We start from the raw sequence: 23,846 nt of genomic DNA, 5'->3' as shown, positions 1-23,846 counted from the left end.
TGTAGTGGTCAACAAAATCCGTACACCGATTTAGCTAATTTCTCAGCTTTCGCTGGCGGTAGACCATCGTTAAATTGATGCGGTCGCTCCCAGTTATAATAGTTCATCAGGTAATAACCCACATCTCGTTTTGCCTCATTTGCTGATTGATAGCCGATAGTTGGCATCCATTCAGATTTTAGGCTTCTAAATACTCGCTCCATTGGGCTATTATCCCAACAGTTACCGCGTCGACTCATACTTTGTGTCATGCGATATCGCCACAAGCGCTGTCTAAATTTACGAGCACCATATTGTGAGCCTTGGTCGCTGTGAAACAGCACGCTCTGTGGCTTGCCTCGCTGCTCATAGGCCATATCTAGCGCTCTTACCGCCAGTTCAGCATCCGGCCGTTTTGATAGACTCCAACCAATTACTCGACGTGCATAAAGGTCGATGACAACCGCTGCATAATGCCAAGCATCGCCCGTCCATAAATAAGTAATATCACCACACCACGCTTGATTGGGCTGCTCTGGTACAAACTGTCGATTCAATAAGTTCGGAATATCCGGTCTCTCAACTTTAACTCGCTTATAAGCATGCTTACCAGGCTGCTTACTTGTTAGCCCTTGCTCCTGCATCAAGCGTGCGGCCTTGTAGCGACCCATCTCAATGCCTTCATCTCTCAGCATACCAACAATCGTTCGCGTACCGGCTGACTGGCGACTTTTATCAAACAAGCGCTTTACTCTTGCTCTTAAAATACGGCGCTTTGCATCTATCAATCTTCGGCGCTTTTTACGCTCGTAGTAGCTCGTCACACCCAAGCCTAACGCCGAGCACACTAGCTCTGTCGATTCATGCTCCCTCAATCGATCGACTAGCGCGTGGAGTTCAGATCGTCTGACATTAAGAGAGCTGTAGCCTTTTTTAATATCGACTTCTCTCGTTCTAAGCGATTAACCTTAGCTTCTAGCTCTTGAATCCGCTGTTGTTCAACTGACAAGGCTTTCGATTTAGGTGTTACACCAATACGCTCTGATTCAAGTTGTTTCACCCAAATCCGCAGCGTGTTTTCGTGAACTTCTATCGCTCGACTTGCTTCAGCAAATGAGTAATCTTGATCTAAAACCAAGCAAGCTGCATCGTTTTTAAATTCCGGGCTGAATGACCGGCGCTTTCTCTTTTCCATTGAACACCTCTTCTATAAGTGTAATGCTACCACTTAAAAAGGTGTACGGGTTTATTCTGCCACTACAAAAAAGCATAAGTAAACTTAATGTTGATTGAAATAAGTAACTGGTTTAATTACGAAAATGTAATCGAACTGTAATCTAATCGTTGTGAATGCTTGATCTAAATCAACTATATTTAATGCGCAATAAATAAGATGACCGCTATGTAAAAGCAAAATGAAATTAGTGTTTTGATGTGAAGGCGAATTTACTATTTTGTTTTTTATAACTTTCACTAACATTAGAAAACGCCTAGAACCAAGTTCTTGACGAATTTTCGCTAACATAAGGTAATTAGCTATGCGAACCAAAGAAAAAATAAGACTCGCAACGGCTCTTTTTGGTGCTCTTACTGTGCAGTCTTCTCTTTATGCAAATGAATCCAATGATCGTTTTGTCCTTGTTGGTTACGGCGATGTAAAGTACGAAAACACCGATGTCGCAAATACAAGTGCTTTCTCGGCACGTTTTGTTCCGATATTTTTATTTAGTTTAAATGACAAGATGCACGTGGAAGCTGAACTTGAAGTTGGCTTAAATGAAGATGGGGAAACAGAAACTGAGCTTGAATATGCAGATATCCATTACTTCTTAAACGACAACACGACCATTACAGCAGGCAAATTTTTACTGCCGTTTGGACAATTTAGTGCCAACTGGCATCCCAGTTGGATCAATCGCAGCATCTGGACGCCTGGCATATATGGTGCCCACGGCTCTAGCCAAGCAATGGATCCCATGTTGCCTATTTTAAGTGATGTCGGTGTGGCAGCACAGCAAGTTTACCAAGTAGGATCCGCAAAGGTGTTTTTCGATGTCTTTATGACAAATGGACCTCGTTCAGAAGCAGAACATGACGAAGAAGAAGTAGTGGAAGACGACCATGATATTGCGTTTGCTCGCTTGTTTTCGCCTACGACCACACTCGATCCAGATGTGGATGAGGATGAACATGGCGAAGCCTTCCCTGAAGTCGAGTTTGAGGCGACGAGTTCAGACAACAATAGTAATAAGGCGTTTGGCGGCCGAATCGCCGTAGCTTTTCTCCCGTCAATTGAAATAGGCACGTCTTACTATCAGGGCGCTTATGATGAAGGTGGACAGCTGGATATTAGGGCTAATGGTATCGACATCAATTTGATCAGTACACACGCAATTTTGCGAGGCGAGTACATTCGCACTGAAACCGACGCGTTTGTAGAGCGAGATCATGAGGATGTAATTGATTCGTTTTCTCGCAATGGTTGGTTTTTACAAGGAACATTTTTTGTAGGCCATCTATTCGAAGAGCTAGGGAGTACCGAAATTGTTATTGAACATGCGCAAACCAAAAAAGTAGAAGAAGCCGAGCGATGGATGGTCGGTATTAATTACTGGTTGGATCCGCGTTCAGTCATCAAAGTGGGTTACGAAGATACAGACGTTGCTGATGGCCCTGACGACAAACGTTTCGCCGTGCAATTTAGTTATGGCTTCTAGGAGGACTAATTATGAAACATCAATCTACCATTAACATATTTGTGTTGTTTACTTCTTTATTCGCATCGCTTCACGTGCACAGTAGTGAACCACTGTCAGGCGCCGAATTGATAAATAATAATTGTGCGCGATGCCATAACAGCCGTCCAATACAAGAGTTTTCCATGAGTGAATGGAAAGTCATTATGCCTCATATGCGAGAAAAGGCCCACTTAACCGGAACAGAAGTCCAAGCCATTCTCAAATTTATGGAAATTGCTTCAACACCTGTGCAAGCACCGAAAGTTCTTGCGAGTGTCAATAATACCGTTGAGCCAAGAGAAGTTCTGACTCGCTATGGTTGCCAAGGGTGTCATCAGGTGCAAGGCGCAGGAGGCACCCTTGGCCCGTCACTCGATAATATTATCAGCGAAAAAGGAATAGCATTTTTTGAGCGTAAAGTTAAAGAGCCTCAATTTAATAACTCTGCGTCAGCGATGCCGAAAATGCCCATAACCGATGAAGAAATCGCAGCATTGGTAGTGTTTTTGTCGCCTCAATAACGTAGCGCCGTCAAAAAAATACAGATTCAGTATAAGCAAAATTCATTTTTAAACATAATCTGCTCAATTGAGTATCACTAAAGGAAATAAAATCATGAAAACAATAACTTCATTATTATTCGCCAGCGTTTTAGTCATTACACCTATTTCTGCTGTCTATGCACACCAAAACGCGGACAAGCATGAAATGCCGATGATGAAAGACCAAATGATGAAAAAAATGCAAAGTCATATGGAAGACATGCGAGCAATGTTAGCCGCGGTTAAAAGAGAAATAGATCCTAGCAAGCGAGAAGCAATGTTGCATGAGCATGCTAAGAAAATGGAAGGCATGATGGGCATGATGAAATCGGATGACAGCAAGGGTATGAACAACATGAAAGGCATGAAACATAAACATGATGATATGTCGGCTGAGGATAAAATGGCGATGATGGAAAAGCGCATGTCCATAATGGAGGACATGATGGAGCAGATGATGGGGCACGCAGCGGAAAAAAGTAAACCAAAGCATCAACATAAAAAGAATTAGTCGTTTTATAGCATGATAGGTGCAACGCGCCTATCCAAAAACACCTCATCGTTGGATAATACTATGAATAGATTTATAAAGTTCTTTGCAATTGCTGTCTTAGCAATAGGCTTAGGTAGTGGTTGTACTAATCAGGTTTACCATGACTATGTAATGAGCGGCCAAGTAGTCTCTGTTTCCGACCGACAAGCAGTTATTTGTGTGTCTGATACAGATGGATTGAAAGAGCATCAAGTCTTTAACGTGTTTCGAACAGTGTATGATCCGGCCGCGATAGCGGAAGGTGAAAGTGCATATTCCCGGGAATATATTGGAAAAATAAGACTGGGAAAATCTAAGAATCAACATTTTGCTGAAGCAACTGTGTTAGATGGTGAAATTGTTCGTTATGACATGGTTGAATTTGATCGTGATTTTTAATCCTCACATCATTCTTTGGCTGTCACACGCTCAGCTTAGAATAAACTCTAAGAAATATAAGTGGGGTGCTAACCTCGCGACAATTGCATTTAGTGCCTCCTTTGCCGCATCTTGCTCGGCTGCCACTCAAGTTACTGAGTCAATGGAAGAAGCTGGAAAACCTGAGCAAGCATTGCATAAACAAATAGAACAAACTGATCCTAAGTCAACCAGTGACGACTTTGCGGATATTCAAGAAGCCTTACGAGCATTAGACAATTCTCTCGCGCCTACAACACAAAAAAACACAAGTAGGGAGGCATACAGTCAGCCATCTTCAACTTCTGGTGAACCTAGTAATACAAATAAACCAGTAATGGGCATGGGAAAAAATAGCATGACGATGATGTCTAAATCTAATCAGCCTTGCATGGGAATGATGTGCAAAATGAAGATGAAAAATAGCTCAATGATGGGTATGCCTAAAAAACTACCACCAGTGGTAACGGATAAAAATGCCTTAATTACGTTGCCTGGCAAAAGCGACGCATTACATTTGTATCATCTTGGAGAAGACTCGTTTTTTATGAACTTCAAAAGCGCTCTGTTTCTATCAGATGACCAACTAAATCTATTAGTAAATATTCAGGACAAATGGCAAACCTTTCAAGTAAGCCATACTGAAAAGCGAAGTAGTTTAGAGTCAAGCTTATGGACACTTACCTCCAAAGGATTACCGAATTTCAGTGATATTAAAACTACAATCTCTGAAATTGAAATTATAAACAGTGAGCTTCGTATCCAATTTATCGTGTTGGTCGGTGAGGCTGTTGCAGTTTTAACACCGACGCAACTATCTCAAATTGAAGCCCTTTGGCACAAACAACAAGGGCTTTCGCAATGAGACTTTCGTTATTGCCTTTATTTACTCTGAAATGTCGGTTTGTATTTTTAGTCATGTTTACCTTGACGGTAATAGGTTTTTCTTCTCAGCCAATGGCATTTCAACAAACTGAGAACGATGAACATGCCGGACATCATCCAAGCAAAAATGAAAAACCAACTAATGAGGTTTCAAGCATTCAGCCAGCTATAGACACCTCCAGTATGATGGGTCCTGGTATGGGCAAAGGAATGGATAAAATGATGGAGAAAATGGGAGCGCCCAAACCCAAAGATCTCTATCCCTCTTTAATGAGAATGCAGTCAGCGACGCCTGAGCAAACGACACTTATCTTGAGTAAAGCGACTGAGCGAATGCGATTAGGCAACGAACAACTTTCTAATGGGTTTATGTGGTTGGCAGAGGCCTCACAGGCAGAAGATTATGCCCAAATGCAAATCGCGCTTGAAACAGTAAAAGAGGGAATTGCCCATTTTGATAGTGGTCTTGCGACTAAACGTGCGCTGCTAGATGGACAGGAGCCAAGACGCGTAGCCTTAACGTGGTTCAAAACTCAGATGGATATACTGCCCAGCATACCTGAAAACAATCAGACCATTATTTGGGGGATGACGCCCTTTCACACTTCTATTATGGTGATTTTATTACTCTTTGCCGTTGCCATGATATACGTGTATGGATTTAAAATGCGCAGAGCATCAGCGTTGCTCGCGCAACTCAAAAATGATGAAAAAAATACTAAGACTTCAAGCACAAGTCAAAAAAATAACACTGGCGTATTAACAAATACTGATACGCCAATCGTTGATGTAAAAACAGCGATATCCATCCCAACTAATAATGGTGTAAACAATGACGTATCAGCCTCAACACCGGCAAATTCTGATGTCCCAGGGGCGCGACGAAAAGTGTTTAGCGGTGAGATGAAAGTCATAGCGATATTCATTGAAACCCATGATGTTAAAACATTTCGCTTTGCTCATCCGAACAATGACCTAATTCCTTTCAGTTACGAACCGGGTCAATTTGTCACTTTTTCGCTTCAAATTGATGGCGTCGATAAGCCAGTTAAACGTTCTTATACAATAGCTTCATCACCCACCCAAACACATTATTTTGAAGTGACCATAAAACGTGAAGAGCATGGTGTGGTATCTCGTTTTATGCATGATAATGTAAAAGTGGGAGATTCGCTTATTGTCAAAGTGCCAGGTGGAAAATTCTTTTTTAATGGGAAAGGTGAAAACAGCGTCATGCTCATATCAGGCGGCGTCGGGATCACACCAATGATGAGCGCAGTAAGATATTTAACTGCGACTTGTTGGGACGGTGATATATATTTTCTGTTTTGCACACGAACTACGAAGGATTTTATTTTTGAACAGGAGTTAAGGTATTTACAGGCTCGTTATTCAAATTTGAAAGTACTTGTGAGTATGACGCAAGCAGAGGGGACATCATGGATGGGCCCACAGGGGCGTTTGACCTCTGGATTAATTAAAGATTTTGTACCTGAAATTGAAGCAAAAACTGCCCATATCTGTGGACCACCAGCAATGATGGACTCCATGAAGGGTATCCTCTCTGGTTTGGGCGTGCCTGAGAGCCAAATAAAAACGGAGGCTTTTGGGCCAGCGACTCCTAAAAGGCCTAATAAACCTATCGTTACAAAGCCTGTGCTAGAAAAAGTGAGTGAAAGGCAAATCAATTTTAGTCTTTCTGGTAAACAAGCTCCGGTTAATACCGATGAAACAATCTTAGATGTTGCTGATTCACTCGATATTGATATTGATAACTCTTGCCGTGCTGGCTCATGTGGAAGCTGCAAAGTAAAGCTCACTAAAGGAGCCGTAGAAATGGAGGTTGATGACGGGTTAGAGCCGCAAGATAAAAAAGAAGGATATATATTAGCATGTCAGGCTATCCCAACGTCCGATGTTGAGGTAGACGCTTAAATGAATACACATGAGCGAAATCTAGTCGGTAGCTTAGTTGCACTCATGATGTTACTTTGGCTAGGATTTTTGTGGCATCGCTCTTCACAGTTTCCTGGTAGTCTAAGCGGTTTTGTTGTGGGAGCACTAGCTAGCATGTTGATGCTGATCCCACTTTTATATATGTTTATAAAGCGAACAAAGTCCCTAAAAAAGAGCATCACAAAATTCATTCCCATGGCAACTCTGCTTAAAATCCATATTTACGCGGGTGTGCTAGGACCGATATTGGCGTTGATACATAGCGGGCACAGATTTGCTAGTCCCGTCGGTATAATACTTGTGTTGTTTATGATGATAGTGGTTCTGAGCGGTTTTGTAGGCCGTTATGTACTTGGTTTAATATCAACGAAAATGAAAGAAAAAAAGCGTCAATTAAACGAGTTTCAACACGCACTAAATGATTCAAAAAAAAGCTTGAGAGATGGTGTTTGTGATGCTCAGTATAAAGCGATTACTAAACGCACTTCGAATATCCTTCCTTCCTTTAGTCTAAGCTTGCTCGCCCCTAGACAAGATATATCATTGCAAAAAGAAAAAGAGTTGCTGAAGATAGTGGATGCCATCTCAGACATCGAATATAGCATTATGATCCATAACACAGCAAAAACTTGGTTTTCTCGCTGGTTGAAGTTTCACATCTTTATTTCAATGACGCTATATTGTGTTCTGTTTATACATATAGCAAGTGAGGTTTATTTTGGGCTTAGGTGGCTATAATGAAATGGCTTGTCGGTGTATTAGCAATCATAGTCTTAGCGTTTGGCCTTAGTCATTTTTGGCACGAGCCTGAAGATTTATCTAAATTAGATTGGGAGCAGGCAATAAGCCCTGGCTCACTTAGTCAATCTCATGCCTTTATTGATAACGATTGTTTAAGTTGTCATACCCCAATTAAAGGGGTAGAGAGAGATAAATGTGTTGCTTGTCATGCGAACGATACGCATATTGTTGCGCGTCAACCAACCGCTTTCCATGCTGATATACAAGAGTGCACCAGTTGCCATATAGAGCATGAAGGTCTTAATGCCAATATCTCTAAGATGGATCATGGTGCGTTGGTTGATATTGGCTTTGACATGCTTCCAAATCTTGATATGCCTTTTGACGAGGATGCCACAACCATTGCACTTGTTACTTATTTGCTCGCGAATAAACAAAGACCTGAACCGCTCTTTATTCACCCTGAAGTAACCAACAAAGAGGCTTTACTCAATTGTTCACAGTGTCATAGCAATGACGATAAACATTTTGGTTTGTTTGGAAACGACTGTGTGCAATGTCATAGCACAAATACATGGTCATTACCTAAATATACGCATCCTTCTAGTCAGTCACGTGATTGCAACCAATGCCATGAAGCACCGCCTAGCCATTACATGCAACATTTTAATATGATTTCAGCAAAAGTAGCCGGCGAGCCTAAAGCAAAAGCAGAGGAATGTTACGCTTGCCATCAATCGACGTCTTGGAATGATATTAAACGTGCTGGGTGGTATAAGCATCATTAGTGCATCTTTGAGCTCGGCCGTTGTTTATATCACAATGCAGAAAATTAAAGGTAATTCTACATGCTCGCAAAAGCGTCGCTTAACAAGATTATTATTGATCATTTTGGCTTAGTTTTTGCTATAAAACATATACAACTTGATTTTTAAAACTATCAACTTCGATATAAACAATTAAGGAAATGCACAATGGTAAACTTAGACACCTCGTCAAATCTCAATATCTTGAACCAACCAAGTAAGACCGTAAACGATGCTTCAGAACGGCAAGAGTCGAAATGTTGTAACAAAGAAAAATTTGCTGAAAGTCTAGACGAAGCTTTCCAGTCACTTTCGTCGCAAAAAAAGAACTAAGCGGCAAGTATTGTCCGTTTGTGTTTCGGGTGTTTGCAATCTAATTCATAAGTTCTGAAGGCACTATATTTAAATATATGTCTCGATTTTGTCCTAAGCAATAGCTGTCCAAAAGACGCTATCGTTAACACGTCATTTGAACCTTGGTCACAGAGTATAGTAGAAGTCAACTGACAAATACTTATTTAGATTGTGACTGAAGACGGAAATGTATTAGAACAAAAAACTGCAGTCTATCAACAGCGAAAGGGCACAAATAGATTTCATCGTAGCCGCCATCCTGATGTTGTTTTTTTCAGTCAATACTCAAGAACACGATAGTTGCAATCTAACCTGAGAAAGACTGACGATTTTACCAAGATGAAATTTAACCACATAAAATAGTGACCAAATGGTAAACATTTTTGGACCGAACACCTGGATCATATATTATCATATGATATTTTTAGGTGTTGTTCGGGTTTCAGCAATGCTATCTAGTTGGTGTAAAACGCCGCATTCCTTTACTTTTTTATTATCAGCACATGTTGAGCGAATAGAAATGAGAGATTGTCGCAGTGCGTTTAACTCCATTACCCGTTGTTCGATATCATCAATGTGTTTGTCAATCGTAGCATTGACACTTTCGCAACTGCTCTCTGGGTTAGCTCGTGTTTCTAGTACTAAACTAATTTCTTCAATCGTCATATCAAGCGCACGGCATTGCTTAATAAACAGCAACTGCTTTAGTGCTTCTTCTGAATAACTTCTATAATTAGACTGCGTGCGCTCCGGCGCACTTAGCAAGGCTTTTCGTTCATAAAAGCGAATTGTTTGAATACTGAGGCCTGTTTTATCTGCTAACTGTCCTATTTTCATTTTTCTTTACCTAGTGGGCTTGACTCTATACCAAGTATAGAGTTTACACTTGAGCTATAAATCAGTAAAGCGAGTGTTTTTATGAGCGGTTGTGGATGCGAAGTTGAAATTAAAGACCAAACACAAAAAAAGGTGTTGTATTGGTTGTTAGGTATCAATGCAGTCATGTTCGTTGTTGAGATGAGCGTAGGTCTGTTAGCTGACTCTACCGCACTTATCGCAGATTCATTGGATATGCTAGCGGATGCGGTCGTGTATGGTATTGGTATTTATGCAGTGGGCAAAACCATTATTCTCAAAGCAAACGCCGCAAAAATAAGTGGCTATTTTCAATTAATACTTGGCCTCATTATTTTATTTGATATTGCTCGTCGTTCGATATTAGGAAGTGATCCAGAGTCATTGTTAATGATGGGGATGGGTTTTGTTGCCCTAATCGCCAACGTCATATGTTTATTAATCATTAGAAAACAGAAGAGTGGCGAAGTACATATGCGAGCAAGTTGGATTTTCTCGGCAAACGACGTCATTGCCAACATGGGCGTAATATTAGCTGGCGTGACGGTTTATCTATTTGACACTCGATGGCCCGATTTAGTGATTGGCCTTATTGTGTCTATCATTGTTTTACGCGGTGCAATTTCAATATTAAAAGACGCCAAACAAGAGCTTCGCAATAACAGTCAATCTATCGGAGAAGCATTATGAATTTCACGCAAGCAGCAAAACCTTATGTAGAAGAAAAATTAAGAGATGCGCAACAAGCATTTACAAATAAAGATGATGTAGCAGGTTTTAAAGCCCTTGAAGATGCACATGTGATTGGACAGCACTCTACCTTTCATCATACCCGAGTGCACTATGAGATGCTGAAATTTGGATTAAAACACAGGGACATGAAAGAAGTATTTGGGCAAATATTTAGAATGATAGGAGCCTTGACGAAAACAGCGATAGGCTTATTACCAGAGGGTAACACGGGTGGTGCAAATGTCAGCCCATTCAAGCCCATGCCAGTCTCGCCTGCAAATAAAGCAATCTTGGATAAGATTAAACATGCACAGTCATAACCACTCACATAACCATTTACACTCAGATGGAAATTCAAAGGATGCATCAAGGCGCATTGGCTGGGCGTTCTTTTTAAATGTGGTGTTCACCATCATCGAGTTTATCGGTGGTTGGCTAACCAATAGCACCGCTATCATGGCAGACGCGGTACATGACCTCGGCGATAGTTTGTCAATTGGCACAGCGTGGGGATTGAACAAGCTTAGCGACAAAGATGCTAATCAAACGTTTTCATATGGCTACAAACGCTTTTCTTTATTGGGCGCATTAATTAACGGTTTAGTGCTGTCGGTAGGCTCGATTTGGATATTGTTTGAAGCGATACCTCGTTTGGCAGAGCCTGAAATGCCGCAAGTTGAAGGGATGTTAGCCTTATCGATTTTTGGTATGGCAGTAAACGGTTTTGCCGCTTATAAACTAAGTGAAGGAACGTCATTAAACGAACGAGTGCTTAATTGGCACTTGCTAGAAGATGTGCTCGGTTGGGTGGCAGTGTTTATTGTATCGATCGTCTTAATGTTTAAGCCATGGGCGATTTTAGATCCCATCCTGTCCATTGGCTTTACTTTGTTCATCCTCTTCAATGTGTTTCGTAACCTAAAAGAAACCCTGATGCTATTTTTACAGGCAACGCCAGATGAGGAGCAAATGTCAAAAATCCGAAACGATTTGCTTGCAAACGATAAGGTAAGTGACCTCCATCATTTTCATATTTGGTCTTTAGACGGCGAGCGAAATGTAATGACAGTCCATCTTGTTTTACAGGGTGAGGTGAACATTGAGCACATCCAGACATTGAAGCATAGCGTACAAACATCATTAGCAAAGTATGACTTTGAACACACTACAGTCGAAATAGAATTTGCCGATGAACAATGTCGTGACGAAGTGAAATAGGCTTGGTAGACTAGTACTCATGAAAAATTTAAAACGTCTAAGTTACATCATGATCTCGCTGATACTCTTTCAGTCGTTTTCTGCTGTGGCCAATTCCTTAGATTTTCATGCAATCGATACACAACATCTGCAACATGAACACCAGCATTCAGAGCACAATCAGGCGTCAAATGATATTCCAATTAAAGTGCTTGGTGAGTCAGCAAAAGCAGGCCACCACAACCCTGCCGATTGCCATCATTGTGGCCACTGCCACGGTACGCACGCACAGTGGTTAGGTCAGCACAACATCAACAATCTACAATCCGTGCTATCTATCCACAATTTTAATTATTTGGATGCGATTATCGACGCACCCATCAACCGATTACTACGCCCACCCAAAACACTATCCTAATATCGCTTTCGATAGTGTCGCGTTGATGACTCTCGCGACGCTGAATATTGATAAATTATTAGGATGTTCTAATGAAAATGTTTCAGATTTTTGTGCATGTACGCGCCATTGCGTTTGCTTGCGCATTGGGCTTAACGTTGAGCCCACTTACCGCTCAAGCGGTACAAACTAATCGCTATATAGATGAAGGTGTTCAAGCGCCCGTACGAGAAACGCTGAGCCTTGACGATACAATCAGACTTACACTTGCCAATAATCCAAGTTTGTATGAGTTTGAATTTAGACAGCGAGTAATTGACGGTGAATCAAAAACCGCCGCGCTTAAACCCGCACTGAATGCTGGGATTGAACTAGAGAACTTTATGGGAACCGGCGAGGTATCGGGCATTAAGGAGCTCGAAGTCAGTTTGACCTTGTCATCTGTGTTACAGCTCAATGACAAGCCTAGCGCAAGATTGAACGTACTCTCTGAGCGTAAAATACAACAAGAGGTGGAAAAGAAAATACGCACATTAGATGTCCTTGGCGAGCTGAATCGTCGTTACATCGAAGCACTTTTATTTCAGGCCACCTTAGACGTGAAAAACGATGCAGAGATACTTGCACTCTATACCTATAACGCAGTTTCTAAGCGCGTTGATGCAGGCGCGTCACCATTGCTAGAGCAAAAACGCGCCCAAGCCGCGCTAGCCCAAGCAAAACTCGATGTTAAATTAGCTCAAAAAGGTCTTCAATTTGCATTGCGCAGTCTTGCCATCATGTGGGGTGAACAAACGCCTAATTTTAAGCGTGTGGAAGGTACGCTTTTTGCGTTTCAAGACATTGGGTCATTCGAGATGCTTTCTGCCGCTATCCAAAGCAGTCCGCATATAGAGTTGTTCGCAAAACAAAGCCGTGTTCAAGCAGCGCAGCTTAGATTAGTGCAAGCCAATAATCGAGCTGACATTGAGTGGTCAACGGGTGTTCGACGAATACAAGGTATTGATGAAACGGCTTTAATAGCCGGGATCAGCGTGCCATTGTTTCAACAAAAACGAAACCTAGGTGAATACGAGGCGCAAAAAGCTCGCCTTGATGCAATAGAGGTGCAAAAACAGAGTAATGTGCGCAGTCTTTTACATTCAGTTAATCAAGCATTAGGTGAGCACACCCGCGCATTATTAGAGGTTGACGCTATTCAACAAACTGTCATACCGCCTCTTACAGAAGCCTTAGATTTAGTCGAAAGCGCCTATTTAGATGGCCGGTTTAGCTATTTGGAGTGGGTATCTACTCGACAAGAGTTCTTAAATACGCGCCTGACATTAATTGAGGCGGCGTCTCAAGTGCACCTAAGCAAAACAGAAATTGAAACGCTTACCGGTCTTGCACTTAAGGCTTCACAAAGCACCACTGTAAAAACGGATACTGCAAAGAGCACCGCTTCCAAAAAGGTAGCGCACAACATCAATATGCAGCAACCATCAAACATTTCGATAAGAAGTAACGATCATGAATAAATTTACTCAATTAAAAACATTCACAATATTAAAAGTACTCGTTTTAAGCGTCACGCTAATGATGATACATGGGACGGTGAGCGGCGGAGACAAACATGCAGACGGTGATTCTCATGAGGATGATAAACACGCAGGTGAAGTCATTACGATGAGCGACGAGACTGCTGTGCAAAATGGGATCACTACCACAAATGTCATTGCTGGCGACATTGCACTTTCGACCACACTTTATGGCCGAATAAGTGCAGATCCTGCTTCTTTGAGTCATATCAGAGCACGTTTTGACGGTGTGATCAAAGATGTCAAAGTCAACATTGGCGACACAGTTAAAAAAGGAGATATTTTAGCGGTCGTAGAGTCAAATGAGAGTTTAAAAAGCTACTCAATTACATCTCCCTTTGATGGCAACGTTATCGCGCGGCATGCCAACAATGGTGAGTTATCAAACGGGCAAGTACTATTTTCTTTAGCCAACTATAAGAATGTGTGGGCACAGTTAACCGTGTTCTCGCAGCACCTCGGCAAAATTAAGGTAGGACAAGCTGTTGATTTAAGACATGCAAACTTTGAGCAGCTATCTGAAATTGCCTACCTTACGCCATCTGCCGATGGCAGCCCGCATTCGCTTGCCAACGTCACTGTGGATAATAACAGTGGCTATTGGCCATTAGGCACCTTGGTAAAAGCGCAGGTAACCACTGCCACTAAGGCCGTAAGTCATATGGTGCCTGTTACTGCCGTGCAAGAGTATGAAGACAAGCAAGTGGTATTTGTTAATCATGATAATGAATATAAACCACGCCCTGTGCAGCTTGGTGTGACCGATGGTCGCTTTATTGAAGTCATAAGCGGCATTGAAATAGGTGAGCGTGTGGTGGCTACCAACAGTTACCTGATCAAAGCAGATTTGGAAAAATCGGAGGCCGGTCATGACCATTAATGCCTCAATACAACCCGAATATACATGTTTGCCACTGCAAGGCTTTAAAGGAGGCTTAACATGCTAGCTTCCATTATTCGCATCGCAATAGACAGGCGCGGTATATTTTTGATGCTGAGTTTTTTAGTCATTGGTTTTGGCTTATTTAGTTATAAAAAGCTGCCTATTGACGCCGTACCCGACATCACCAATGTCCAAGTACAAATTAATACACAAGCAACTGGTTATTCGCCGCTCGAAACTGAACAACGCATCACCTTTTTGGTAGAAAACGCTCTAGCGGGTTTACCAAACTTGGATTATACCCGTTCACTATCTCGTTATGGCTTGTCTCAAGTGACCGCCGTATTTGAAGAAGGCACCGACCTGTATTTTGCCAGAAACCTCATTAATGAGCGCATAGGCATTATTAAAAGTCAGCTACCAGAGGGTATTGAGCCAGAGATGGGACCGATTGCCACCGGTTTGGGTGAAATCTACATGTACACGCTCAGCGCTGAGCCGGGCACATTAACATCCGATGGCAGAGACTTTGATGCGATGGCTTTAAGAGAGTTGCATGACTGGGTGGTAAAGCCACAACTCGCGTTAGTAAAAGGTATTACCGAAGTTAACGCCATTGGCGGCTTTACCAAGCAATATCATGTGAATCCTGATCCTCAACGTATGCTTAATTATGGTGTGAGCACTGACGATCTGCTGCGAGCATTGAGGCGCAATAATGCCAATCAAGGTGCGGGATATGTTGAACGCAACGGTCAACAAATACTGGTGCGCTCTCAAGCGCAGCTGGCCACAATTGAAGATATTGGTAATGTCGTGGTGACACTCGCTAACCAGTCTCCAGTGACCGTGAACGATATTGCCGACGTCGCTATTGGCAAGGAGCTTCGAACGGGGGCTGCGACACGAGAGGGTAAGGAAACCGTGTTAGGCACTGCCATGATGCTCATTGGTGAGAATAGTCGTGCTGTGGCCTTGGCAGTGGCTGATAAAGTGGATGAAATCCAAGCTAGCTTGCCCGAAGGTGTGGTAATAGAAACTGTTTACGATAGGACCGCACTGGTTGATAAAGCCATCAACACCGTTCGCAAAAACCTTGTTGAAGGCGCATTGCTAGTGATTGTGGTGTTGTTTCTGCTGCTTGGCAACATAAGAGCAGCCATTATTACCGCCGCTGTGATACCGCTCGCGATGCTCGCCACGATAACGGGGATGGTGCAAACAGGCGTAAGCGCAAACTTAATGAGCTTAGGTGCACTGGACTTCGGGTTAATTGTGGATGGTGCAGTCATTATTGTTGAAAACTGTATCAGGCGATTAAGTGAAGCGCAAAGGCGAACTGGCTCAGTGTTGCCCATCAAAGAAAGACTCGAAGTTGTGTATGAAGCCACCAATGAAGTGATACGGCCGAGTCTGTTTGGCGTGATGATTATTACAATCGTGTATATCCCCATTTTCAGTTTAACCGGAGTAGAGGGGAAGATGTTCCACCCAATGGCGGCCACCGTCATCTTGGCATTACTTGCCGCGATGGTGTTCTCAATCACTATTGTGCCAGCAGCCGTTGCGATGTTTATGTCGGGTAAAGTCAGTGAAAAAGAGAGTCCAATCATAGTGGGGGCGAAATCGGTGTATCGTCCTGTTCTGTTATGGGCGCTGAAGCTACGTTGGTTGGTAATAGGCTCAGCGACATTATTGGTTGTTGTGAGCGTTTGGCTAAGCATGCGACTTGGTTCTGAATTTATTCCTCAACTTGATGAGGGTGATATTGCCTTGCACGCAATGCGAGTGCCCGGCACTGGCATTGAGCAAGCCGTGGATATGCAAAAAAGGCTTGAAGACGTCATTATGCAATACCCACAAGTGAGCACTGTATTTGCTAAAACAGGCACGGCAGAAGTTGCCACCGATGCGATGCCGCCTAATGTTACCGATACGTTTGTGATGTTGAAACCTATCGACCAATGGCCAGATACTACTTTATCCAAAGCCGAATTTGTCGAGCAAATGGAGCGTGAGCTTCAAAACGTGCCCGGCAATAATTACGAGTTTACTCAACCTATACAAATGCGGTTTAACGAACTAATTAGCGGCGTTAGAGCTGACTTAGGCATAAAGATTTATGGTGATGATTTAAACAAACTGCGCGATTCGGCCGGTGATATATTAGCTGTACTGCAAGATATACCCGGCGCTGCGGATGCCCGTGTTGAGCAAGTTGATGAAATTCCCATCTTTACCGTGAACCCCAAACCTTATGCTTTAGCGCGTTATAATTTGGATGTTACTGACCTGCAAACATGGCTAAGCGCATCGGTTGGAGGTAAAGAAGCGGGCTTGATATTCGAGGGCGACAGGCGATTTGAGATAGTGGTGCGCTACTCAGAGAATATTCGCAATAATCTTGATACGCTAGGCAGCATACCTATTGTGACCGGGGATGGAAATTATGTGCCTATAGCAGAAGTTGCAACGCTTGAATATGCCAGTATACCCAGTCAAATCAGCCGAGAAAACGCCAAGCGCCGTATTGTGGTGACAGCCAATGTAAGAGAGCGCGACCTAGGCTCGTTTGTTACTGAAGCAAAAATGCAAATAGCAGAAAATGTTGTATTACCAAGTGGTTATTGGGTCGATTATGGCGGCACGTTCGAGCAGCTTGAAAGTGCGAGTCAGCGATTGAGCCTTGTTGTCCCAGCGACGCTTTTCTTAATTCTTGCATTGCTAGTCATTGCCTTTGGCTCGGTGAAAGATGCACTGATAATTTTCACTGGCGTGCCTTTAGCATTAACAGGTGGCGTTTTTGCGCTATGGGTGAGAGACATGCCCTTGTCTATATCAGCAGGCGTTGGTTTCATAGCGCTGTCTGGCATTGCTGTGCTTAACGGTTTGGTTATGTTGTCGTTTATTCGCCAAAGGCTGGAAGAGACAGGAGAGTTAATTAACGCTATTGTTGACGGTGCATTAACGCGTTTGCGGCCGGTATTGATGACGGCATTGGTTGCTAGCCTTGGTTTTGTGCCAATGGCGCTGAATGTAGGAACGGGAGCAGAGGTGCAGCGTCCGCTAGCGACGGTAGTTATTGGCGGGATAATTTCTTCTACGTTGCTGACATTGATAGTATTGCCTGTTTTATATCGACTTGTGCACGGCAGAAAGCTTAAATAAAGGAGAAGAGAACGGCAGATGTATTTAAAAAAGACATCTGCCATGCTAACACTGTGATATCAGGCTCTTTATAGACGACTTTAGGGTGTGACTGAGCATGACGACCAAGGGGTTGTGTTGTTTATACCGTTCGATTTTGTCGAATTGCCATCATCAGTTATTGTTGATGCTCGTGATGAATTTATGCAAACTCTGTATAAATTATGGCTTGATGCTATTTTTTGTTTAGTAAGTGAGTCAAACTATTTAGGGCTTTATATGTACACAATAAGCAAACTCGCAAAAGAAGCAAATGTGGGTGTAGAGACTATTCGGTTCTATGAAAAGAAGGCCTTGTTGCAGCAGCCGATAAAACCATCTCAAGGTTACAGACAATATACTCCGCAAGCACTTTCAAGGGTGTTATTTATCAAGCGTGCTCAACTCTTGGGTTTTACGTTGGCTGAAATATCGTCATTATTGGTATTAAGTAACAGCAATTGTGAAGAAGTGCAGTCCCTTGCTGAACATAAACTGGATGTAATTGAAGATAAGTTGAAAGACTTGACGCGTCTTAAAGGCAGTCTTCAATCCCTCATTTCAGACTGCAAAAACAATACTAATGAAAAAGCCTGCCCGATTATTCAATCACTCCAGCCATCAAATAAAACTAACACTTGACTCCGTACCTAAGTACGGGGGTTATACTAAAGACTGTTTGAATAACATCACGTCATAACATGGTAAAAAGTAGTCAAGTATCTATCTTAGGAGGTCTTGCCGCGGCAATCGGTGCAAGTGCATGTTGCGCGGGGCCGCTTGTACTTCTTTTGTTGGGCATTAGCGGAACGTGGATCAGCTATTTAACGCTTTTAGATCCTTATCGACCTATTTTCATTTTTGTCGTAGTGGTTTTATTTGGATTAGCTGGGTGGAAAACTTATCGCCCATTGAAAGAATGTGCGGAGGGTGAGTTGTGCGCAAGCCCTAAAGTAAGAGCGCGGAGAATAGTAATTTTTTGGTCTACCGCGCTGTTGGCTTTTCTTTTTGTCACCAGTAACTACTGGATTATATGGTTAATATAGCTACTATCGCTGAAATTTAATCGGAGAAAAAATGAAAAAATTATTATTCACGTCATTATTGTTAGTCAGCAGCACCGTAGCATTTGCTAAAGATATAACCGTTACTTTAGAAGTGCCGTCAATGGATTGTGCTACATGCCCAATAACAGTAGAAAAAGCACTAGAGCGTGTAAAAGGTGTAAAAGAAGTGGATGTTACATTCGAAAACAAACTGGCTGTCGTGATATTTGACGACGAAGTTACTAGCCCTGATGAGCTAACCAAAGCGACAGAGAATGCTGGTTTCCCCTCAAGAATAAAATCTTAACTTACTCTCGAATCGCTTTTTTAAAATCAAATTGGGAGCACTATCCTTTGTCCGAAACAGAGCTTTTATCAACAATTACATGCCCTAAATGCAATTATAGCCAACTAGAGGAAATGCCAACCACTGCGTGTCAATTTTTCTATGAATGCACTCATTGCAAATCAATACTGAAACCTCTTAGCGGAGACTGTTGCGTTTATTGCTCATATGGAACGGTGCAATGCCCGCCAATTCAAGAAGGTAACAGTTGTTGCAAGTAACTGATGCAAAAGTAGTTAATTGCTTATATTTTGTAACATTTAGCTAAATGTCCGCGCTCTCGTTATTCATCACTTAGAAACAACATATACCAAAGTCACTTTGTGTTATCAGACTGAGCTAAGGGGATTGCAACTGATGCAGTATCGAGCATCCTTCAACAGTATGATTGTTGCACGATGATGCAAGTGACGCTAATGACTTTTCTAACATAGCGAGCTCTTTCTGAGCCTCCTGAATGCGAATAAGTTGATTTTGAATCATTTCGTCGATAAAGGCGCAAGAATCGTTTGGGTTATTCTGAACATCTAGCAGGCGCTTTATATTGATAATAGGGATATTAAGTTCTCTACAACGCCTTATGAACACCAGCGTTGCAATATCTTTTTTATCGTAATGCCTGTATCCACTCTCACTTCTTTTAGCTGGCAATAGCAGATTGACTTGCTCGTAATAACGAATTGTTTTAGCAGTCACATTTGTAGCTTTCGCTAATTCGCTGATTTTCAAGTTGACCTTCCAGTTACTGTAAGCTTTATAATTATTGTACATTAATAATATTGAATTGGAGCAGTTTTATGTTTTCGTTATCACGCATCGCCTCGCTAGTTATCTTGTTTACGTGTGCATCTGAGGCCATTGCCGGTCAAAAGTTAGCGATAGAGTCAAACGCTAAAGAACCCGTTCAAGGGTCTGGCAGCACGCTTAGCGAAACAAACGATTTGCATCAAGAAGATCACGATGATGATGAAGACGTCGAGAAAATTATTGTACAAGCAACCCGATCAGGTCGGATTGCAGACGAACTGCCAATGCGTGTAGAGATAATTAACCGTGAAGAGATAATGGAAAAATCAACCATGCGCCCAGGGAATATATCTATGCTTGTTGCAGAGACCGGAGGTGTGCGCGTTCAGACGACTTCACCCGCTCTTGGCAGCGCAAATATTCGTCTACAAGGCCTTTACGGGCGATACACTCAGCTACTTGCAGATGGATTACCTCTGTATGGAAACCAAGCTGCTTCAATCGGCATATTACAAATCCCGCCTACTGATTTAGGGAGGGTTGAAATAATCAAAGGCTCCGCATCTTCTTTGTATGGCGGCTCGGCCTTAGGTGGCGTTATTAATCTTGTCTCTAGACGGCCAGGCGAAGAGTTTAATGGAGAGACTATCGTTAATCTGACTACCCGTGACGCTCAAGATGTCACCACATACATAGAATCCCCCTTATCAACTTCACTAAAAGGCTCCTTAACCGCAGGCGCTCATCACCAAAAAAGTGTCGATATTGATAATGACGATTGGATAGACTTGGCTGGGTATGAGCGCTACACCGTCCGCCCTAGATTATTTTGGAACGGGGACGAGGGTGAAAGTCTGTATTTTACTGCTGGTTATATGACCGAAAACAGAAGAGGGGGGACTGTGGATGGCGGTGTGGTAGCAGATGGTGACGCGTTTGAACAAACGCAGGATTCAAAGCGTTTCGACAGTGGCTTGGTTTTTACCATGCCCCTTGGCGACAATTATACCTTCTCAACCAGAGCATCAGCCATGATACAAGAGCATAATCACCTTTTTGGTGATGTTATTGAAGACGACAAACACGATAGTTATTTATTAGAGAGTAGTTTGTCTGGTTATACTGATAGAAGCGATTGGGTGGTCGGTCTAGCATATTTGTCTGATATTTATGAATCGGATACTTTTCCAACATTTGACTACTCTTACGAGGTGCCAAGTCTATTTGCGCAAGTAGACTATGAAATGACCTCTGAATTGACAACTTCTGTCAGCGCAAGAGTTGATGAACACAGTGATTTTGGTACCCAGGTAAGCCCAAGGGTATCGCTACTATATCGACCTGGCGATTTAACGATCCGAGGCTCTTATGGAAAAGGCTATTACGCACCTACGCCATTCGTAGAAGAAATTGAAGCCGCAGGGCTATCTAGGTTGGCACCAATCCAAGGCTTGGTAGAAGAACAAGCAGAAACAGCGTCGCTGGACTTCACCTATACCTACAACAACATAGAAACTAGCTTTACATTGTTTGGATCAAATGTTGAAAACGTAACAGAGTTAGAAGCTTTATCGTCTGAGGAAAATATGATGCTAGACCGAGTGAGACTCGTCAATGCAGATGGAGAAAGTCAAATTCGAGGGTCGGAAGTGTTAGTACGATATTATTGGCACGATATTAAACTGACTGCTAGTTATCTTTACTTAGATGCTACTGAACAAGCTACTGCCGACGGAGATAGACAAAAAATTTCACTCACACCGCAGCATTCAGCAGGTTTTGTTGCCATGTGGGAGGAAGAAGATGAATTTCGAGTAGGGTTCGAAGCTTATTATACAGGTCCGCAACGCGTGAACGACAATCCGTTTATCGATGAGTCCGACCCTTACTGGCACTTAGGGCTTATGGGTGAAATTACGGTTGGTCGTGCCAGTTATTTTATAAATCTGGAGAATCTTCTGGATATCAAACAAACTGATGAACATCCGTTGCTATTGCCTGCAAGAGCACCAAGTGGTCAATGGACAACTGATATATGGTCTAGGAATGATGGGTTTATTGCAAATGCGGGGGTTAGGGTGTCGTTTTGATATCTAAGTTGTGACTTCCGTTTAATCTTTATTAAAACAAAGAGTGAAAAGATGTATCCTGTGTGTTGGAACAGTTGAGAATTAGAGCACACACGGATGCATTGACTACATACCTCATATTATTTACTTTAGCAGCTACTTTGTTTTTTTAATTGAATACTAACCCACTAGTGTATTGTAGTCCATAATATGCATTTTAATTTGGTCTGAAAGTAGACAACCTTGTAAGCCAATTAATTGACTATTTTGGTCCAACCCGACGACTTTACTCTTTATCAAAGGCAAAGCGTCTTACAAAACAGTTCGAAGCTTCCGATAGGTCCTCTCCTGATGCTGAACATGCACAATTCCCTCCTGATGAACGAGTAGAATGTCCATCAATTTGGATGGCAGAGTTATTTACCCCTTCAACATTAAAAGGTTTAAATAAAGGATTGAAAATTTTCGATGAGGAGAAGTTTTCCACACCTTCTTCTAAGCTAGAAAAATGGTTGAAGGATACTCGAGAAGGGAAGTCTGCTGGTTGGATAAATTTACATACAATTTCTTTGGATAAAACATATAACCCTCTAAAAGTGGGTGGGTTGCCTCGCCCGCATCCACATATTTATCAGGTGACGATGTCGCTTACGTCAATTTCTACAAGTTTGACATTACTGAATCTCCGCTTTGATTTTGACACTGAGTATTACTCAGTTTTAGAAAACTCAATGAAGGAGCAGGAAAAGACGAAATATGAGAAAACACATAAACGTTCAACATTAAAACTTATCCGCTATATTTTATTTGGTGGTAATCAGCTACATAATAGAAGCATGCCCAGTCACAGTGTAATGAAAGAAAGAGCCTATTGTTTAGAGATGGGTGGGATTGAAAAGAAATGTGCGATTTGGATAAAAGACTTTTTTCCTGGCTTTTTTTCGCTTAGTGGTGTTAATCATTATCCTAGAGCTGGACTATATATCACCGACAAACGAGCGCCATTTACATCAGATATGGACAGAAAAAACGCATTTTTAGGTCCAGGATTTATCAATCAATATAGCGTTTACACGATGGACCATTATCCAAATGTCCGCTTTAGCCAAACCTCTGATAAATATAATGATACACGACGTCTAAATTTTGCTTGTAGAAGAAATGATGTCGAACTAATGTCAGGATTTGGTGACATGGAAGAAGACGTGACTAGTTTGCTGATATGCGGCCACCTTGAACACGATATTGTTAAATTGATGACAAGTTGGTCATTTTCCAGATTTTTAGATACGTGTCGAGAGGTTTTAGCGAAAAAGAGAGACCTTGCCGCGGCAAACCAATCTTTCAGCACTTTGAAAAATCTGAAAGAGTTGCGCGAACTCACACAATACAGCTTATATGATATAGAACTAGCGTGTCGTGACATAACTAAACTTTCAAATGACAAATTTTTTCTTCAGAAGCATGCTAGTGCTGAACACTCGTCTTGTGGTGAAAAAAAAGGAACACTTGCTGGATATTACAAGATAATGTTTAAACAGAAAGGTGAAGAGATAATTGAGGAAACGAAAACTTTTTTGGAAATGATGAAAACAGTAACTGGATTAACTCAAAATATCTCAACGGCAAGGTTGCAGCGAGTAATTTTACTCATTTCAATATCTTCTTTATGTGTTGCCTTAGTAGCGCTCTTAATGAAGTAACACCTGCATAGTGAACGATGTACATGCTTTTAGCACCCTCGTATCACAACTGATAAACCTTCCCAAAAAAGGTTAAATTTGTGTCAAATGTTTTTGAAAAATATACAATGTTTCAAATTCGTAATCCATAAGTCTAAAGTTTGTGTTTTCACGAG

The 23,846-nt window shown here is 42.0% G+C and carries 24 protein-coding genes; 21 read left to right on the top strand and 3 right to left on the bottom strand.

The window, feature by feature from the left end:
• Positions 1 to 8: 8 nt before the first annotated feature.
• Positions 9 to 1,174 (bottom strand): IS3 family transposase gene (locus tag KJ365_RS14805; RefSeq protein WP_214449580.1). Its coding sequence is split into 2 segments (ribosomal slippage): positions 9 to 916 and positions 916 to 1,174, totalling 1,167 coding nucleotides; the frame shifts between segments, so codons are not numbered across the junction.
• Between the two features lie 343 nt (positions 1,175 to 1,517).
• Here KJ365_RS14805 and KJ365_RS14800 point away from each other — a divergent pair.
• From KJ365_RS14800 to KJ365_RS14765, 8 genes are all read left to right on the top strand, one after another.
• A complete protein-coding gene (locus KJ365_RS14800; RefSeq protein ID WP_214452439.1) occupies positions 1,518 to 2,696 on the top strand; it encodes a porin in 1,179 nt (392 codons plus the stop codon).
• Between the two features lie 164 nt (positions 2,697 to 2,860).
• On the top strand, positions 2,861 to 3,238 hold the full coding sequence (locus tag KJ365_RS14795) for a c-type cytochrome (RefSeq protein WP_250884254.1): 378 nt from the start codon (positions 2,861 to 2,863) through the stop codon (positions 3,236 to 3,238).
• A 94-nt stretch (positions 3,239 to 3,332) separates the two neighbouring features.
• A complete protein-coding gene (locus KJ365_RS14790; protein WP_214452437.1) occupies positions 3,333 to 3,770 on the top strand; it encodes a hypothetical protein in 438 nt (145 codons plus the stop codon).
• 63 nt (positions 3,771 to 3,833) lie between these two features.
• The gene (locus tag KJ365_RS14785; RefSeq protein WP_214452436.1) at positions 3,834 to 4,190 is read left to right on the top strand and encodes a hypothetical protein; all 357 of its coding nucleotides are present in this window, start codon (positions 3,834 to 3,836) and stop codon (positions 4,188 to 4,190) included.
• The gene (locus KJ365_RS14780) at positions 4,159 to 5,073 is read left to right on the top strand and encodes a hypothetical protein (protein WP_214452435.1); all 915 of its coding nucleotides are present in this window, start codon (positions 4,159 to 4,161) and stop codon (positions 5,071 to 5,073) included. The genes KJ365_RS14785 and KJ365_RS14780 overlap by 32 nt, the downstream gene beginning before the upstream one ends.
• Positions 5,070 to 7,028, top strand: coding sequence for a 2Fe-2S iron-sulfur cluster-binding protein (locus KJ365_RS14775; RefSeq protein WP_250884253.1), 1,959 nt, complete (start codon positions 5,070 to 5,072; stop codon positions 7,026 to 7,028). Before KJ365_RS14780 ends, KJ365_RS14775 begins: the two co-directional genes overlap by 4 nt.
• Positions 7,029 to 7,787, top strand: a complete 759-nt coding sequence (locus KJ365_RS14770; RefSeq protein WP_214452434.1) for a hypothetical protein — start codon at positions 7,029 to 7,031, stop codon at positions 7,785 to 7,787.
• The gene (locus KJ365_RS14765) at positions 7,787 to 8,578 is read left to right on the top strand and encodes a hypothetical protein (RefSeq protein ID WP_250884252.1); all 792 of its coding nucleotides are present in this window, start codon (positions 7,787 to 7,789) and stop codon (positions 8,576 to 8,578) included. The genes KJ365_RS14770 and KJ365_RS14765 overlap by 1 nt, the downstream gene beginning before the upstream one ends.
• A 783-nt stretch (positions 8,579 to 9,361) precedes the next feature.
• Here KJ365_RS14765 and cadR read toward each other — a convergent pair.
• On the bottom strand, positions 9,362 to 9,787 hold the full coding sequence (gene cadR, locus KJ365_RS14760; protein ID WP_214452433.1) for a Cd(II)/Pb(II)-responsive transcriptional regulator: 426 nt from the start codon (positions 9,785 to 9,787) through the stop codon (positions 9,362 to 9,364).
• An 81-nt stretch (positions 9,788 to 9,868) separates the two neighbouring features.
• Here cadR and KJ365_RS14755 point away from each other — a divergent pair, with 81 nt between their 5' ends.
• The 11 genes from KJ365_RS14755 (at position 9,869) to KJ365_RS16865 (ending at position 19,393) form a co-directional block, all read left to right on the top strand.
• Positions 9,869 to 10,495 carry a cation efflux transmembrane domain-containing protein gene (locus KJ365_RS14755; RefSeq protein WP_214452432.1) on the top strand — a complete coding sequence of 209 codons (627 nt, stop codon included), beginning with the start codon at positions 9,869 to 9,871 and terminating at the stop codon, positions 10,493 to 10,495.
• Positions 10,492 to 10,857 carry a DUF3703 domain-containing protein gene (locus tag KJ365_RS14750; protein WP_214452431.1) on the top strand — a complete coding sequence of 122 codons (366 nt, stop codon included), beginning with the start codon at positions 10,492 to 10,494 and terminating at the stop codon, positions 10,855 to 10,857. Before KJ365_RS14755 ends, KJ365_RS14750 begins: the two co-directional genes overlap by 4 nt.
• Complete coding sequence (locus tag KJ365_RS14745) at positions 10,844 to 11,755, top strand: cation diffusion facilitator family transporter (RefSeq protein ID WP_214452430.1); 912 nt, start codon at positions 10,844 to 10,846, stop codon at positions 11,753 to 11,755. Before KJ365_RS14750 ends, KJ365_RS14745 begins: the two co-directional genes overlap by 14 nt.
• Before the next feature lie 19 nt (positions 11,756 to 11,774).
• Positions 11,775 to 12,152 carry a hypothetical protein gene (locus tag KJ365_RS14740; protein WP_214452429.1) on the top strand — a complete coding sequence of 126 codons (378 nt, stop codon included), beginning with the start codon at positions 11,775 to 11,777 and terminating at the stop codon, positions 12,150 to 12,152.
• Positions 12,153 to 12,223: 71 nt separating this feature from the next.
• Complete coding sequence (locus KJ365_RS14735; RefSeq protein ID WP_214452428.1) at positions 12,224 to 13,651, top strand: TolC family protein; 1,428 nt, start codon at positions 12,224 to 12,226, stop codon at positions 13,649 to 13,651.
• Entirely contained in the window at positions 13,644 to 14,591 is a 948-nt protein-coding gene (locus tag KJ365_RS14730; RefSeq protein ID WP_214452427.1) for an efflux RND transporter periplasmic adaptor subunit, read from the top strand. Before KJ365_RS14735 ends, KJ365_RS14730 begins: the two co-directional genes overlap by 8 nt.
• A 60-nt stretch (positions 14,592 to 14,651) precedes the next feature.
• Positions 14,652 to 17,762: an efflux RND transporter permease subunit gene (locus KJ365_RS14725; RefSeq protein ID WP_214452426.1), complete on the top strand. Its 3,111-nt coding sequence runs from the start codon at positions 14,652 to 14,654 to the stop codon at positions 17,760 to 17,762.
• 87 nt (positions 17,763 to 17,849) lie between these two features.
• Complete coding sequence (locus KJ365_RS14720; RefSeq protein ID WP_352109419.1) at positions 17,850 to 18,422, top strand: MerR family transcriptional regulator; 573 nt, start codon at positions 17,850 to 17,852, stop codon at positions 18,420 to 18,422.
• Between the two features lie 59 nt (positions 18,423 to 18,481).
• On the top strand, positions 18,482 to 18,826 hold the full coding sequence (locus tag KJ365_RS14715) for a mercuric transporter MerT family protein (protein ID WP_214452425.1): 345 nt from the start codon (positions 18,482 to 18,484) through the stop codon (positions 18,824 to 18,826).
• Between the two features lie 31 nt (positions 18,827 to 18,857).
• Positions 18,858 to 19,133 carry a mercury resistance system periplasmic binding protein MerP gene (gene merP / locus KJ365_RS14710; RefSeq protein ID WP_136251544.1) on the top strand — a complete coding sequence of 92 codons (276 nt, stop codon included), beginning with the start codon at positions 18,858 to 18,860 and terminating at the stop codon, positions 19,131 to 19,133.
• Positions 19,134 to 19,180: 47 nt separating this feature from the next.
• Positions 19,181 to 19,393 carry a GDCCVxC domain-containing (seleno)protein gene (locus KJ365_RS16865; RefSeq protein WP_250884251.1) on the top strand — a complete coding sequence of 71 codons (213 nt, stop codon included), beginning with the start codon at positions 19,181 to 19,183 and terminating at the stop codon, positions 19,391 to 19,393.
• Positions 19,394 to 19,511: 118 nt separating this feature from the next.
• On the opposite strand, the gene KJ365_RS14705 is transcribed toward KJ365_RS16865, so the two are convergent.
• Positions 19,512 to 19,901: a MerR family transcriptional regulator gene (locus KJ365_RS14705; RefSeq protein ID WP_214452424.1), complete on the bottom strand. Its 390-nt coding sequence runs from the start codon at positions 19,899 to 19,901 to the stop codon at positions 19,512 to 19,514.
• Between the two features lie 68 nt (positions 19,902 to 19,969).
• On the opposite strand from KJ365_RS14705, the gene KJ365_RS14700 reads away from it, so the two are divergent.
• Positions 19,970 to 22,009: a TonB-dependent receptor plug domain-containing protein gene (locus KJ365_RS14700; RefSeq protein ID WP_214452423.1), complete on the top strand. Its 2,040-nt coding sequence runs from the start codon at positions 19,970 to 19,972 to the stop codon at positions 22,007 to 22,009.
• A 386-nt stretch (positions 22,010 to 22,395) separates the two neighbouring features.
• On the top strand, positions 22,396 to 23,691 hold the full coding sequence (locus KJ365_RS14695) for a hypothetical protein (protein ID WP_214452422.1): 1,296 nt from the start codon (positions 22,396 to 22,398) through the stop codon (positions 23,689 to 23,691).
• Positions 23,692 to 23,846 lie beyond the last annotated feature (155 nt).

The sequence above is a fragment of the Glaciecola sp. XM2 genome (genome assembly GCF_018595715.1).
Lineage (GTDB): Bacteria > Pseudomonadota > Gammaproteobacteria > Enterobacterales > Alteromonadaceae > Glaciecola.
This window is presented reverse-complemented; position numbering and strand designations above follow the sequence as displayed.